This window comes from Shimia sp. R9_1, assembly GCF_017743775.1.
In the GTDB taxonomy this organism is placed as follows: Bacteria; Pseudomonadota; Alphaproteobacteria; order Rhodobacterales; family Rhodobacteraceae; genus Shimia.
The window spans coordinates 221243-235169 of the sequence record NZ_JAGHRN010000005.1 but is presented as its reverse complement, the minus strand read 5'-3'; the positions used below and the strand labels follow the sequence as shown (position 1 = coordinate 235169).

Genomic DNA, 13927 nt, shown 5'->3' with positions numbered 1-13927 from the left:
GCGAGCATGAGCGCATCGATGGAGACTGAAAAGCAAACCGCGAGCGCTTGGTTCCGCTTGTTGCGCGATGAAATTGTCGCGGCCTTTGAGGGGCTTGAGGATACTCATGCCGAAGGTCCCTTTGCCGACGATCAAAAGGCGGGGCGCTTTGAGGTGACCGAGACGAAGCGCGCAAGTGCGGATGGCTCTGACGCGGGTGGCGGCCTGATGTCGGTGATGCGCGGCGGGCGCGTGTTTGAGAAAGTCGGCGTCAATGTCTCTACCGTTTATGGGGAGCTGGGAGAGCGCGCGCAGGCGGCGATGGCGGCGCGCAAAGGCTTTCCCGAGATGAAGACAGATCCGCGTTTTTGGGCCTCGGGCATCAGCCTTGTGGCGCATATGCAGAACCCGCATTGCCCGGCCGTCCACATGAACACGCGGATGTTCTGGACCCCGCACGGCTGGTGGTTTGGTGGGGGATCTGACCTTAATCCCTGTCTTGAATATGATGAAGACACGGCGCATTTCCACGCTGTTCAGAAGGCGCATTGTGACAAGCACGGTGAGGCGCAGTATCCACGGCTAAAGGCTTGGGCAGACGAGTATTTTTACATTCCGCACCGCAATCGAGCACGTGGTGTAGGCGGTATTTTTCTGGATGATCACAACACTGGTGATTGGGAAGCGGATTTTGCGTTTATCCAGGACATCGGTCGCGCGTTTCTTCCAGCCTTCCTGCCGCTGATCGAAAAACGCCGCGTGCAGGCATTTGGCGATGCGGAGAAATATGCGCAGCTGGTGCACCGGGGGCTCTATGCTGAATACAACCTTGTCTATGATCGCGGCACCAAGTTTGGGCTTGAGACCGGCCATGATGCCAACGCGGTTTTGATGAGCCTGCCACCGCTGGCAAAGTGGGTCTGACATAAGAAAAGCGCCGGTGAGAACCGGCGCTTTTTTGTTTGCTCAGGCTGAGATCGAATATCAGCGCCAGTCGAAGAAACCGGGGCCGCCGCGCTCAAGCAATTGAGCGGCCATGGTTTTTCCGAGCTCTGCACCATCTTCGATCGGGGCCGTCTGGTCGTCGCTGAGGCTTTCAGAGCCATCAGGGCGCAGAACTTCACCGCGCAGGCGGAGCGTGTTGCCATCAAGCTCAGCAAGCGCCGCAAGCGGGGTTTCACAAGAGCCATCCAGCGCGGCAAGGAAAGAGCGCTCTGCGGCGAGACGTTGGCCGGTGGGCGTGTCGTGGATCGCTTCCAGCATTGCGGCGGTGTTTATATCTTGGGCGCGGCGCTCGATGCCGATGGCGCCCTGGGCGACGGCGGGCAGCATGTCTTCGGGCTCAATGGCGCTAGTGGCCACGTGGGACATCTCCAAACGGTTGAGACCTGCCATGGCGAGGAAGGTGCAATCTGCGACGTTGTCGGAAAGCTTTTTTAGGCGTGTTTGCACGTTGCCGCGGAACTCTACCACATTGAGATCATTGCGGTAATTCAAGAGCTGTGCGCGGCGGCGCAGGCTGGATGTGCCGACCGTTGCGCCTTCTGGCAGATCCGCCAGAGAGGCGTGATTGGGCGACACAAACGCGTCGCGGGTGTCTTCGCGGGGCAGGTAGGTGTCAAGCAGCAGGCCGTCTGGCTGCAGGACAGGCATGTCTTTCATCGAATGGACCGCGATGTCGATGCTGCCCGCAAGCATGGCCTCTTCGATTTCCTTGGTGAAAAGCCCTTTGCCACCCAGCTCTTTGAGCGGTTTGTCTTTGGCAATCAGCTGCGCGTTGTCACCGGATGTGGTGATCACCACAATCTCAAACGCGGCCTCTGGCAGATCAAAGGCAGCCATCAATCTGCGCCTAGTTTCATAGGCTTGCGCCAAGGCGAGAGGAGAGCCACGGGTGCCGATTTTCAGCGTCGAGTCGGGGGAGGGCAATGTCACGGTCATGGCGCAGGGATAGCCGCGACAGGGTGTCCTGACAAGCGCTCTGGCCTTGACATCTTGACGCTGGTGCCAGACGACGAAGGCGACACATTGGAAAGGGGAAACCATGGCCGAGAAGACGATCCTGCGCGCATTGGCGGGTGAGACGCTTGAGACGCCGCCGATCTGGATGATGCGGCAGGCGGGGCGCTATCTGCCGGAGTATCGCGCCACGCGGGCGCAGGCGGGTGATTTCCTATCTCTTTGTTATAACAGCAAATTGGCAGCTGAAGTGACGCTACAGCCGATCCGGCGTTATGGCTTTGATGCCTCTATCCTGTTTGCGGATATCCTGCTTCTGCCGCAGGCGTTGGGGGCGGATTTGTGGTTTGTCACGGGGGAAGGTCCACGGCTGTCGACCATCGAAAATCAGGCGGATTTTGACAAGCTGAAACCGGCCAGTGAAATCCACCAAACCCTTGATCCTGTTTATGAAACTGTTCGAATCCTGCGTCAGGAACTGCCCAAGGAAACCACGCTGATTGGCTTTGCCGGGGCGCCTTGGACGGTGGCGACTTATATGGTTGCGGGGCGGGGGACGCCGGATCAGGGGCCCGCGCATCAGCTGAAGGACGAAAATCCTGAGTTGTTTCAGGCGATTATCGATCGTTTGACCGAAGGGACCATCGACTATCTGTCCAAGCAGATCGAGGCTGGGGCTGAGGTTGTGAAGCTGTTTGACAGCTGGGCGGGCTCTCTAAAGGGGGCGGATTTTGATCGCTATGCCCTTGAACCGGCTAAGAAAATCATTGCTGAGCTGAAGGCGAAACATCCGGATGTGCCGATCATTGCCTTCCCGCGTGGCGCGGGTGAGCGCTATGTGGGCTTTGCCAAGGCGACGGGCGCGGATTGTGTGGCGCTGGATGATGGTGTGACGCCGGAGTGGGCTGCAGAGCATGTGCAGGTTGATGGCTGTGTGCAGGGGAATCTCAAGTCTTCCCATATGGTTACAGGTGGTCAGGCGCTGGTGGACGAGACCCGCAAGATTGTCGATGCCTTCAGCAAAGGGCCGCATATCTTCAATCTGGGCCACGGCATCACACCGGATGCAGACCCAGAAAATGTACAGCTGATGATCGACACGTTGCGTGGGCGCTGAGCCCGCGTTAACCACGTTTTTTAACGTCGGTATTGCGTCTGTATCGCGACTGTATTGCGGAGGTGCGTTTTTGCGCGCCTCTTTTTTATTGACCGACCGCGCGTTGCGGCGTGCCGATCAGCGCTCTTGACGCGGGGATTGTGCCAATTCCGCGAGAATCTCCCCCGTGTGTTCGCCACGTTTGGGGGCGGGGTTGATCTGCGCCACCTTCTCGTCAAAACGCGGGGCAGGGGCGGCTTGCAGATTGCCGTCCGGATGATGCCAGACCTGACGCGCGGACATATGCGGAGACTGCGCGCTTTCCTCTGGCGAAAGCACCACGGCGACGCAGGCGTCGGAGCCGGAGAACAGGCTGTCCCAATAGAGGCGCGGCTCTGACAAGAAGAGGTCTGAGAGGTGCGCGGTGAGCTTGGGCCAGAGGGTGGCATCGTGCTGGCGGGCAAATTCCGGATCGTCGCTGAGGCCGAGCTTACCCAGAAATTCGGCGTAGAACTGCGGCTCCAGACATTGCACGGAGACATGACCGCCGTCGGCGCAGACGTAGCTGCGCGACCAATGCGGACCGTCCAGCAGGCTGTGGCCACGTTCCATTGACAGACCGCCACCCTGACGCAGCGCCATGAGCAGGGACATCATGTGGGCAGAGCCATCCACAATGGCGGCGTCCACCACGGTGCCCTGTCCGGTGGTGCGTGCGTTGAGAATGCCTGAGAGGATGCCGATAACCAGATAAAGCGCGCCGCCGCCAATATCCCCCACCAGCGTGGCGGGGGTGATGGGCGGGGTGCCGGGCTCTGAGGCGTACCAGAGCGCGCCGGATTGGGCGATGTAGTTGAGATCGTGTCCGGCACTCTGGGCGCGCGGGCCGGTCTGGCCCCAGCCGGTCATCCGGCCATAGACCAGCGCGGGGTTGTCGGTGTGGCATTCGGAGGGGCCGAGGCCCAAGCGCTCCATCACGCCGGGGCGAAAGCCTTCGATGAGGGCGTCCGCTGAGGCGATGAGGCGCTTGGCGGTGGCGAGATCCTGCTGGTCTTTGAGGTCAAGCGCGATGGAGCGCTTACCCCGGTCGAGCACGGATTGGTCTGTGGTGATTGTAGCGGCGGTTTTGCGATGGATGGTGATGACATCTGCTCCAAGGTCCGCGAGCAGCATGGCGGCGAAGGGGCCGGGGCCGAGGCCTTCGATTTCGATGATGCGGGTGCCTTGGAGCATGTGTGATCCAATCATGAGAGCCGAGGGCTGCATAGTCCCGCGGGGTGGTGCGAATGCGCCGCCCCATGGGGGCGGGACGGCGCAGCCCGACTTGCAGTCGGGCCTTTTTTAGGTGCCGTTCAGACCGCCACCAACCGTCAGGGTCTGGCCGCTGACGTAGTTGCTTTCCGGGCAGCAGAAGAGATAGACGCCATCGGCGGCTTCTTCAGGTGTGCCGGGACGGCCCAGCGGCACCATGGCGGCAAAACCTGTGGCGACTTTCTCGGGGATGCCGATGCCGACAGTGTTGCCATCCACGGTGATGGATTTCTTCTCGTTGGTGGCCTCGGTGAGGCGGGTTTCGATGTAGCCAAAGGCGACGCAGTTCACATTCACCTTAAAGCGGCCCCATTCTTTGGCCAGAGTTTTGGTGAGGCCCAGCACGGCGGATTTGGCTGAAGAATAGTTGGCCTGACCGACATTGCCGCCGGTGCCCGCGATGGAGGAGATGTTCACCACCTTGCGGAACACTTCCTGTCCGGCCTCAGCCTCTTGGGTGGCCGCGCCTTTGATGAAGCCGGAAGCGGCGCGCAGGATGCGGAAGGGCGCTTTTACGTGCACATCCATCATGGCGTCAAACTGATCGTCGGTCATATGGCCAATGAGGCTGTCCCATGTGTAGCCCGCGTTGTTGACGATGATGTCGATTGCGTTCCACTCAGAGACACCTGCGCCGATGAAGCGTTCTGCAAAGCCGTCCTCAGTGACGGAGCCGGGCACGGAAATGGCCTTGCCACCGGCTGCGGTGATTTCATCGACCACGGCTTGGGCGGGGGCCTCTTCGAGATCATTGACCACGATATTGGCGCCTTCGCGGGCGAGTTTCAGGGCGACGGCGCGGCCGATGCCATTGCCTGCGCCAGTGATATAGGCGGTTTTGCCTGTCAGCTTTCCGGGGAGTTTGCTCATTTGGGTGGTCCTTAGTCGAGATCCAGAGATCGGGCGATCACCTCTTTCATGATTTCATTGGTGCCACCATAGATCTTTTGCACGCGTGCATCGGTGTAGAGTTCGCTGATCGGATACTCCGACATATAGCCGTAGCCGCCGTGCAGCTGCAGGCATTCATCGACGATTTCACATTGGGTCTGTGTGCCCCACCATTTGGCCATGGCGGCCTTCTCGGCAGTGAGCTGGCCTGCGTCGAGCTCGGTTAGGCATTGGTCGCAGAAGGCGGCGAGCAGTTCGATCTTGGTGGCGCATTCGGCGAGTTTGAAGCGGGTGTTCTGGAAATCCATGACGCGCTGGCCAAAGGCTTTGCGCTCTTTCACGTAAGCCAGCGTGTGGTCGAGCGCGCATTGGGAGGCCCCAAGCGCCATATAGCCAAGGATCAGGCGCTCCCACGGGAGCTGTTTCATAAGCTGGATGAAACCCTGACCTTCCTCGGAGCCCAGAAGGTTGGTCAGCGGGACGCGCACATCCTGAAAGGAAAGCTCGGCGGTGTCGTTGCGCTTCATACCCATCTTCTTGAGGCGGCGGCCGATGGTGAAGCCCTCCAGCCCTTCGGTTTCGACAATGATCAGCGAGACGCCCCGGCCTTTGGCGGATGGGTCGGTCTTGGCGACCAGCACGATCAGATCGGCGGTGGCGCCATTGGTGATGAAGGTTTTGGAGCCGTTGATGAGGTATTCATTGCCGTCACGGATGGCGGTGGTTTTGACCGCCTGCAGGTCGGAGCCGGTGCCCGGCTCAGTCATGGCGATGGCGGCGACTTTGCGCCCTGCGGCAAGATCGGGCAGCCAGCGGGCCTGCTGCTCCTCAGAGCCAAAGGCAGTGATGTAATGCGCGGCGATGTTGTGGACCGAGACACCCCAGCCGCTGTCTCCGGCTTTGGTCTGTTCCAGAAAGGTGATGGCGTCAAAGTGGCGTGACAGGCCAAGGCCGCCGTGGGCTTCGGGGAAGGTCGCGCCAAGGATGCCAAGGTCGCCGGCTTTGCGCCAGAGGTCTTTGGGCACCACACCGGCCTCGGACCATGCGGCGTTGTTGGGGATGACCTCTTCGGCCATGAAACGGCTGACGCTGTTTGCAAAGGCGGTGTGATCCGCCGTCATCCACATGTGGTTGGGCATTTGAGGTCCTTGTTGTCTGCCTGGAAGGGGGGCGCTTCGCTTGATATGCTGTACGCGCGGGATCAGGGGGTGCCGCAGACCTTGGCTTCGCCGCGCAGGGTTCTGGTGCCGTCATCAATATGCGCGGCTAGCGCGAGGGTCAGCAGCACGCGGCCATGTTGCTCCAGCCGGTCGCTGACGGTGCCTGTGCAGGTGACGGTTGCGCCCACCGGGGTGATCGCGGTGAAACGGCTGGAGAGACCGCGCAGGCGGCTTTGCCCGGCCCAGCCGGTCACGAGGCGGCCAAGTTGGGCCATGGAGAGCATGCCGTGGGCAAAGACATCGTCCATGCCGGCCTCGCGGGCAAAATCCAGATCGATGTGGATCGGGTTGTGATCCGCGGATGCTCCGGCATAGAGCGCGAGGGTTTTGCGGCTGATCGGGCCGAATGTGAGTGGGGGCAGGTGGTCGCCGACCTGAGCGGTAGCGGGGGTGCGGGCGATTGTGATCGTCGTGGTCATGATGTCTCTCCCTAGCTCAGGCGGTGGATCAGAGCGCGATTGGCCTCAACCAGCAGGCCACGTTCGGGGTGGCTGATGCGGGTGGTGATATGGGCTATCTCAAGTTTGCCGCCTTTGGGGTCGCTGAAGTCGGTGATCTCGTTTTCGACCTCTACCGTGTCTCCGGCGTAGAGCGGCCCGTGGTAGGTGTAGTCTTCCGCGCCATGCAGGAGCACGCGCAGATCGCCGTTGATCAACTCCAGAATGTCGGGCTGCCCGCGGCGTTTGGCCTTTTGTCCGGCCAATGTGCCCACCACCACGGCGTAGGTGGCAGGGGCGAGAATGTCGGGATGGTCAGCGGCGCGGGCGGCGCGGGTGTCGAGGTGGACCGGGTTGGTCTCGCCGATGGTTTCGGCAAAGAAGATCAGCGCCCCGCGTTCGATGGTGATCTCGATGACGGGGGTAATGTGACCCTTGGCGCTGCGATCAAAGATGCCCATCCGCCCTGCCTCACGCCGCCTGATAAAGCGTGACCACGCAGGCGCCGCCAAGGCCAAGGTTGTGCTGAAGCGCGATGCGGGCACCTTCGACCTGCCGCGCCTCTGCGGTGCCGCGCAGCTGGTGGGTCAGCTCATAACATTGCGCCAGACCGGTGGCCCCCAGCGGGTGGCCCTTGGACAGCAGGCCGCCGGAGGGGTTGGTGACATATTTACCGCCATAGGTGTTGTCGCCATCTGCGATGAATTTCTGCGCGGTGCCTTCCGGCGTGAGGCCAAGCCCCTCGTAGGTGATGAGTTCGTTGTGGGCGAAGCAGTCATGCAGCTCGACCACATCCACATCCTCAATCGCGATGCCGGAGGCTTCCTGCACCTGCAGCGCTGCTGCTGCGGTCATGTCATAGCCCACCACCTGCATCATGTCCTGTGCCTCAAAGGTCGAGGCATAATCGGTGGTCATGGCCTGCGCCTTGATCCGGACGGTGGTGTCCAGACCGTGTTTGGCGGCAAAACGCTCCGAACAGAGAATGGCAGCAGCCCCGCCGCAGGTTGGCGGGCAGGCCATAAGACGGGTCATGACGCCATCCCACATCACGGGGGCGGCGAGCACTTCTTCCTCAGAAAGCTCCTGTGAGAACAGGGCCAGCGGATTGCGCGCCGCGTGGCGGGAGGCCTTGGCGCGGATCTTGGCAAAGTCAGCCAGCTCGGTGCCGTATTTCTGCATATGCGATTGCCCCGCACCGCCAAAATAGCGCAGTGCCAGCGGCACCTCGGCGTGGCCGACCAGCGTGTCACAGGCCGCGTCAAAGTCATCAAAAGGCGTGGGCCTGTCGCTCCAATGGCTGCCCAGAGCACCGCGACGCATCTGCTCAAAGCCCACAGCCAGCACGCAGTCTGCCATGCCGCTTTCCACGGCCTGCCGCGCCATATAGAGCGCGGTCGAGCCTGTGGAGCAGTTGTTGTTGACGTTGATGATCGGGATGCCGGACATGCCAACCTGATAAAGCGCCTTCTGCCCGCAAGTGCTGTCGCCGTATACGTAGCCCGCAAAGGCCTGCTGAATATCCGTGTAGCTGAGGCCTGCATCTTTCAGAGCGGCCCGCACGGCGGCGGCACCCATTTGGTCATAGCTTTCAGATGCACCGGGTTTGGCAAATTTGATCATGCCAACACCCGCCACGATGGCGGCTGCGCTCATGGTAGTCTCCTCCAATCCGGTCTCTGGCCAGCCTCTGCGGCCCCGGATCCTGCGCCAGTATCGGGTTGACGTAGATATCTGGCAAATTCAATGTTGTCGCAAGCTATTCATTTTTGGAATGGCAGGGAGAGGCCATGAATCTGACCAAATTGCGCTATGTGGTGGCGGTGGATCGGCAGGGGGCAATCTCGGCTGCGGCGCGGGCGCTGAATGTGACCCAGTCGGCGGTGACAAAGGCGGTGGCCGATGTCGAGCAAGAGGTTGGAGCCGCTCTGTTTTACCGCCATGCGCGCGGGGTGGCTGCCACCGCGCAGGGCCGACAGTTTGTGGACCGCGCCGCCCGCATTCTGGCGGATGTGGATCAGCTGACATCAGATGTGGATGCGGCGCGGCAGACGCGCGAGCAGGTGCTGCGGATCGGCATTGCGCCAAGCTCCATGGAAGGGTTGATGAGCCGCGCCGTGTGGTCTCTGGTGAATGCGCATCCGGATGTGCGCGTGCATGTGCGGGGCACTTCGTTTGAGGCGGGGCTGCAGCTCTTTCGTCAGGGGGATCTCGATGCGTTTATCGGGCCTTCGCGCCCGCTGATGGCGGAGCCGGGGGCGCGTGCCGAGGCTTTGGCGCCGCTGCAAGTGCGGTTGTTTGTGCGCCACGGGCATCCCTTGCTTGGGCGGCAGGTCACAGCGCAGGATTTGGTGGGGTTGCCGCTGATCGTGCCTGAGACCAGCGGACCTTATGCGGAACAGATGCAAAATGTGATGCCGCAGATGGAGGGCGACCTGCTAAGGCGGTTGCACATCATGCAGAACTTCGCGATGGCCGCAGGCGTTGTCGAGCGCAGCGATGCGGTGGGGATGGTGGCGGCCAGCTATGCGGAGAGCCGCCATTTCCGCGCCCGCTTTGATGTATTGGATTTTCCAGACCAAGGCCCTGTCTCGATGGCTGTGGTGTTTCGCAGCGGTCCGCGACGCGGGCAGGCGCTGGGCTGGTTTTTGGAAGCGTTGCAGAGCTTTCCGCCCACAACGGGTGCGGAGATGCCTTAGCGCGGTTTTACTCGGCGGCGTCTGAGGGCAGGTGATCCATAAGCGCGGCGCGGGTTTCGCTCCAGACCGCAGGGAAGTCGGCCAAGGCGCGGCCAAACCCGCTGTCGTCTTGCATTTTGGCGGCGGTGTCGGCTTCGACCAGCTGTGCGTGCAGGCTGCGCGCCCCAAAGACTGCCGCGGCCCCCGCCAGATTGTGGCACATTTTGGCGACAGTGGCGGGGTCACTGTCGGGCGCGGCGATCGCGTCGCGCAGCGTGTCCCCTTCGTTGAGGAAGCGGGTAAGCAGCCGGGCAAATGTGTCGGCTGGCAGGCCGGACCGGTTGTTGGTCAGTGTTTTGATGTCGACAGCCACGGAGGCTTTTTTTGCGCCGTCTTCCCCGGCTGAGGTTTTGGCGGTGCTCAGGGTTTGCAACGTGTTCTGCAGCGCCTCGCGATCCAGAGGTTTGGCGAGGAAGCCGTTCATGCCGGCTTCTTTCAGGCGCAGGCGTTCGGTTGGCAGGATGTTGGCGGAGACCGCAATGATCGGCGTGTGTTTGTTGGGGCCATTGCCGCCGCGAATGGCGAGGGTGGCCATCAGCCCGTCCATCACCGGCATGGCGATGTCCATCAGGATCACATCAAATGCGGCCACGCTGGCCTGTTCCAGACCTTGCTCGCCATCAGCGGCAACGATCACCTCATGGCCGGCATTGCGCAGCATTTCCTCGGCCAATTCGCGGTTGATGGCGTTGTCCTCGACCACCAGAACGCGGCGTTTGATGGCGGGAGCGGGTGCGCTTTCCTCCGCGTGTTGGGGCGGGCGGCGGCCCGGGGCCATGGGCAGACGCACCCAGAACACGCTGCCTTGGCTTTCGGTGCTTTCAACGCCAAGGGTGCCGCCCATGGCGGTGACGATGCGGCGGGCGATCCCAAGGCCGAGGCCGGTGCCGCCGGGCACTTGCCCAAGGCCGGTGTCATTGGTGACAAAATCCTCAAACACCTTGTCCAGACGGTCTTCGGCAATGCCGATGCCGGTGTCGCAGACGCGCAGTTCGATCACCGGCGTGTCGTCGATGGTTTCGGGCAGCGCCTCAACCTCAACCGTGATGGCACCTTTGTTGGTGAATTTGATGGCATTGCCGATCAGATTGAGAAGGACCTGCTCCAAGGCGGCGCGGTCGGTGCGCACCCAGGCGCGCGGGGCCCCTTCCCAGCGCCAGCTGAGGGCATTTCCGCGCGCGGAGGCTGCGCTGAGCTGGCTGTCGACCAGCTCCTGAAGCAGAACCGAGAGATCTGTGCAGGCCAAAGAGATATTGAGCACACCGGCCTCATGGCGGGCGATATCAAGCACCGTGTCCACATGGCGCATGAGCACGCGGCCGGAGATTTCCATATTGCGGATGTAGCGGGTTTGCGCGGTGGTCAGGGCGGTGTCGTTGAGCAGGCTGAGATTGCCGAGCATGCCGTTGAGAGGCGTGCGGATTTCGTGGCTCATCACGGTGAGGAACTCTGCCTTGGCGCGCTCGCCAGCCAGCGCCTGATCGCGGGTTTTGACTAGCTCCTGCTCGGCGGCGACGCGATCCGAAATGTCATGCATGAAGCCCAAGAGGATCGGGCGGCCGTCTTCTTCGGCAACCTCGACGGAGATTTCGCCGGGGAATAGCGTGCCGTCGGCGCGCCGCAAATCCGAGCGGATGCGGCCACGTCCCGCGAAGTGGTCGGATTGACCGTTGCGGATCCGCTCCATCGCGGCCTTGTGGATGGCGTCGGTCCCCGGCGGGGCGATCAGGTCGATCACATTCTGACCGCGAATGTCCTCAAACTTATACTGGAACATGTCTTCGCAGGCTTTGTTGAACTCCAGCAGGCGGCCTTCGCCGTCGGTCACCAGCACGCCGTCCAGCGAGGTGGTGAGGATGGTGCTCATGCGGTTGTTGGCTTCGGTCAGGGCCTGACCGTGCTGGCGTGCGAGCCGGTAGTTGTTGAAGGCGTGGATGACGAGCGCCAGCAGGGCGACGAGGAGCAGGGCGATCAGGCCGGTCAGGCGCAGCAGCGTGTCTGCCACTTGTGCGCGCTGGCGGTCTGCCTGTTCGGCAAAGAAGGTCAGCCCTTTCAGGGACAGGGTGCGGGTGTCGTTGCGCAGATGCGCTGAGTCCTTGGTGAGTTGCGGCAGGGCGGCACGCAGTTCGGCATCGGGCGCGTCAATGATCGGCACCGTGTCGATGACAAAGCGGTGCACACGCTCCAGCGCCGCATCAAACTCCGGCACGGAGGTCAGGCGCAGGTAAACGGGAGAGGTCGCCAGCGTGGTGACGCGGCTGTAGAGAATGTCATAGCGCAGCCGCAGGCGGGCGAGGCCGCCTTCCGGATCCAGAATGGCGGTTTCCAGCGCGGTGGTGAAGTCGCGGCTTTCCAGCTCGACCTGATTGAGGGACCAGTCCACGTCATCGGAGGCCTTGGCGCGCACCTCGCGGAAGTTGGAGGTCACCTCGTAGGCGGCATATGCGGAGAAGACTGTCAGCACGCAGACAAGCACGATGAGGCCGATGCTGAGGGCGCGGCGCCAGGGGGAGCGGTCTGGTGAAAGGGACGGCCGCGTTGCGTGGCGGCGTTGCGTGGCGTGATCCTGCGCGGTTTGTCCGGAGCGCGCGCTCACGGCTTTGCCTCCGGTGCTGGACAGAGGCCCGTCTTGCTGCGTTCGCGCGAATATACCAAAACCAACCCACATACTTAGAACTACGCTTGCGGTGCGCTGAGGAGCCCTTGGGCTCGTGAAAAGACGTGTGACAGGCTTTGCGACATGCGCAAAAGCTAGTCGATGACTTCAATTCTGTCGAGTTGCCAAATGCTGCGCGAGTAGATTTGCGATGTGCGATATTTCTCATCGGAATCAAACGGGTAGATCACCCAGAGCGGGCCTTTTTCACGGCGGTGCATAGTGTCACCGTTCATTTCATAGGCCAGGATGGGCGCGTCGCCTTCAAGCGAAGCAACTGGGATCTCGATGGTGTAGTCGTTAATCGCGGAGGCCCGAAGCGTGTTGCCAGAATTCCCCAATTCTTCAAGCAACAACGCTATCGGTACACCCGTGAACATAAGAACCCCTTCGGTCCATATGGTCGATGTTGAAATGGAGGCTGCCGGTAATTCGCGCAGCATCTCCAAATCGAACTGAGCTGTGTCGTCGACATTGGTTTTGTCGATCGTGCCCGACACAGTCAGGATGACGCTTCCGGATGGCGTGTCCATGGCGTCGGCAGCCCGAAGGGCTGTCGTGAGTGGTAGCAACAAGCTGAGTGCAAGCGCGAAAGTCGCGGTTGTTTTTAGTCGCATATTTCTGCCGCCTCGTTTGCTTGACGTTAGTGTTAACTGCTTGGATTCGATGGTGCACGTGAGCATGAGGATAAGCATCCTATACAAAGGGGTAGGTTTTCGATTTAACCTCGCGTAAGGTGGCGTGGGATGGTTCAAGATTCTCTATGGTTGAAAAAACAATGGTGGCGTTTCGTAGAAGTAAATGCTTCACTTTTCTCAGCTTAAATGGGGATATCAAACCCTTGCAGTTTCCGGGGCTGGGCGAGATATGTCCAGTACGAAGCGCGGAGTGAGTTGTTGAAGATACTAATCGCTGATGATCATGATCTCTTGAGAGATACTGTGGTGGCGTTTGTGGAAGCGGCCGGTGCGATGTCGACCGTCGGGGTTTCCGATCTGGACGGTGCGCTTGCCGCATTGGATGAAACGGCTGACTTCGATCTTGTGCTTCTGGATTACAATATGCCGGGCATGCGCGGTCTGGACGGGTTGAAGCAGGTGCTTGCGCATAAGGTGGCCCCGCGGGTGGCGCTGATTTCCGGAGAGGCCTCGCGCGACGTGGTGCACCGGGCGATGGCGGCGGGCGCTGCCGGATTTGTCCCCAAAACCCTGCCAGCCAAATCTTTGGTCAATGCCATTCGGTTTATGGCGGCAGGTGAGCAATTTGTGCCTGCGGACCTGCTGACCGAAGAGGCGATAAGTACAGAGCGCCATCCGATTGCGCAAAAGCTCACCAAACGCGAAATGGAAGTTCTGCAGGGGCTTGCGGAGGGCAAAGCCAACAAAGAGATCGCGCGTGATCTTGATCTGTCAGAGCCGACCATCAAGCTGCATGTGAAAAATCTCTACCGCAAGATTGGGGCTGCAAACCGGACCCAAGCGGCGCTGATTGCGCGCGAGGCGGAGCTGTTCTGAGCCGCGCCGAGCGCACCGCGCGGCTTTGATGCTATTTTGCCGCAAAGTTTCCTTAACTTCACCTGACTGGAACGCTCAAAGGTTCTTTAAGCGCTTGTGTGCTTTATGCAGCGCCGAGGAAACTAC

General features: G+C 61.1%; 13 protein-coding genes. 4 read left to right on the top strand and 9 right to left on the bottom strand.

Annotation, left to right across the window (positions count from 1 at the left end; translation table 11 throughout):
• Positions 1–6 precede the first annotated feature (6 nt).
• Complete coding sequence (hemF, locus tag J7399_RS16540; RefSeq protein WP_209087667.1) at positions 7–903, top strand: oxygen-dependent coproporphyrinogen oxidase; 897 nt, start codon at positions 7–9, stop codon at positions 901–903.
• Between the two features lie 60 nt (positions 904–963).
• Here the strand turns inward: hemF and hemC are convergent, their stop codons facing one another.
• Positions 964–1920, bottom strand: a complete 957-nt coding sequence (hemC, locus tag J7399_RS16535; RefSeq protein WP_209087665.1) for a hydroxymethylbilane synthase — start codon at positions 1918–1920, stop codon at positions 964–966.
• Between the two features lie 103 nt (positions 1921–2023).
• Between hemC and hemE the strand changes: the two genes are divergently transcribed.
• Positions 2024–3055: a uroporphyrinogen decarboxylase gene (hemE, locus tag J7399_RS16530; RefSeq protein ID WP_209087663.1), complete on the top strand. Its 1032-nt coding sequence runs from the start codon at positions 2024–2026 to the stop codon at positions 3053–3055.
• A 117-nt stretch (positions 3056–3172) separates the two neighbouring features.
• On the opposite strand, the gene J7399_RS16525 is transcribed toward hemE, so the two are convergent.
• From J7399_RS16525 to J7399_RS16500, 6 genes are all read right to left on the bottom strand, one after another.
• Positions 3173–4267 (bottom strand): CaiB/BaiF CoA-transferase family protein, encoded by a 1095-nt coding sequence (locus J7399_RS16525; RefSeq protein ID WP_209087661.1) that lies wholly within the window; start codon positions 4265–4267, stop codon positions 3173–3175.
• Positions 4268–4375: 108 nt separating this feature from the next.
• Positions 4376–5215 carry an SDR family oxidoreductase gene (locus tag J7399_RS16520; RefSeq protein WP_209087659.1) on the bottom strand — a complete coding sequence of 280 codons (840 nt, stop codon included), beginning with the start codon at positions 5213–5215 and terminating at the stop codon, positions 4376–4378.
• Positions 5216–5226: 11 nt separating this feature from the next.
• Positions 5227–6375 (bottom strand): acyl-CoA dehydrogenase family protein, encoded by a 1149-nt coding sequence (locus tag J7399_RS16515; RefSeq protein WP_209087657.1) that lies wholly within the window; start codon positions 6373–6375, stop codon positions 5227–5229.
• A gap of 62 nt (positions 6376–6437) precedes the next feature.
• Positions 6438–6875, bottom strand: a complete 438-nt coding sequence (locus J7399_RS16510; RefSeq protein ID WP_209079543.1) for a MaoC family dehydratase — start codon at positions 6873–6875, stop codon at positions 6438–6440.
• Positions 6876–6886: 11 nt separating this feature from the next.
• A complete protein-coding gene (locus J7399_RS16505) occupies positions 6887–7354 on the bottom strand; it encodes a MaoC family dehydratase N-terminal domain-containing protein (RefSeq protein WP_209087655.1) in 468 nt (155 codons plus the stop codon).
• A gap of 10 nt (positions 7355–7364) precedes the next feature.
• Positions 7365–8549: a lipid-transfer protein gene (locus J7399_RS16500; RefSeq protein ID WP_209087653.1), complete on the bottom strand. Its 1185-nt coding sequence runs from the start codon at positions 8547–8549 to the stop codon at positions 7365–7367.
• Positions 8550–8683: 134 nt separating this feature from the next.
• Here J7399_RS16500 and J7399_RS16495 point away from each other — a divergent pair, with 134 nt between their 5' ends.
• On the top strand, positions 8684–9592 hold the full coding sequence (locus J7399_RS16495) for a LysR family transcriptional regulator (protein WP_209087651.1): 909 nt from the start codon (positions 8684–8686) through the stop codon (positions 9590–9592).
• Between the two features lie 7 nt (positions 9593–9599).
• On the opposite strand, the gene J7399_RS16490 is transcribed toward J7399_RS16495, so the two are convergent.
• Together J7399_RS16490 and J7399_RS16485 are read right to left on the bottom strand one after the other, a co-directional pair.
• Entirely contained in the window at positions 9600–12227 is a 2628-nt protein-coding gene (locus tag J7399_RS16490; RefSeq protein WP_209087649.1) for an ATP-binding protein, read from the bottom strand.
• 155 nt (positions 12228–12382) lie between these two features.
• Positions 12383–12904 carry a molybdopterin-dependent oxidoreductase gene (locus J7399_RS16485; RefSeq protein WP_209087648.1) on the bottom strand — a complete coding sequence of 174 codons (522 nt, stop codon included), beginning with the start codon at positions 12902–12904 and terminating at the stop codon, positions 12383–12385.
• A gap of 279 nt (positions 12905–13183) precedes the next feature.
• On the opposite strand from J7399_RS16485, the gene J7399_RS16480 reads away from it, so the two are divergent.
• A complete protein-coding gene (locus J7399_RS16480; protein WP_209087646.1) occupies positions 13184–13801 on the top strand; it encodes a response regulator transcription factor in 618 nt (205 codons plus the stop codon).
• Positions 13802–13927: the final 126 nt, after the last annotated feature.

Bases quoted from the DNA above. Each gene is read 5' to 3' on its own strand.
- hemF (WP_209087667.1), top strand. From the start codon at position 7: ATGAGCGCATCGATGGAGACTGAAAAGCAAACCGCGAGCGCTTGGTTC.
- hemC (WP_209087665.1), bottom strand. From the start codon at position 1,920: ATGACCGTGACATTGCCCTCCCCCGACTCGACGCTGAAAATCGGCACC.
- hemE (WP_209087663.1), top strand. From the start codon at position 2,024: ATGGCCGAGAAGACGATCCTGCGCGCATTGGCGGGTGAGACGCTTGAG.
- J7399_RS16525 (WP_209087661.1), bottom strand. From the start codon at position 4,267: ATGCTCCAAGGCACCCGCATCATCGAAATCGAAGGCCTCGGCCCCGGC.
- J7399_RS16520 (WP_209087659.1), bottom strand. From the start codon at position 5,215: ATGAGCAAACTCCCCGGAAAGCTGACAGGCAAAACCGCCTATATCACT.
- J7399_RS16515 (WP_209087657.1), bottom strand. From the start codon at position 6,375: ATGCCCAACCACATGTGGATGACGGCGGATCACACCGCCTTTGCAAAC.
- J7399_RS16510 (WP_209079543.1), bottom strand. From the start codon at position 6,875: ATGACCACGACGATCACAATCGCCCGCACCCCCGCTACCGCTCAGGTC.
- J7399_RS16505 (WP_209087655.1), bottom strand. From the start codon at position 7,354: ATGGGCATCTTTGATCGCAGCGCCAAGGGTCACATTACCCCCGTCATC.
- J7399_RS16500 (WP_209087653.1), bottom strand. From the start codon at position 8,549: ATGAGCGCAGCCGCCATCGTGGCGGGTGTTGGCATGATCAAATTTGCC.
- J7399_RS16495 (WP_209087651.1), top strand. From the start codon at position 8,684: ATGAATCTGACCAAATTGCGCTATGTGGTGGCGGTGGATCGGCAGGGG.
- J7399_RS16485 (WP_209087648.1), bottom strand. From the start codon at position 12,904: ATGCGACTAAAAACAACCGCGACTTTCGCGCTTGCACTCAGCTTGTTG.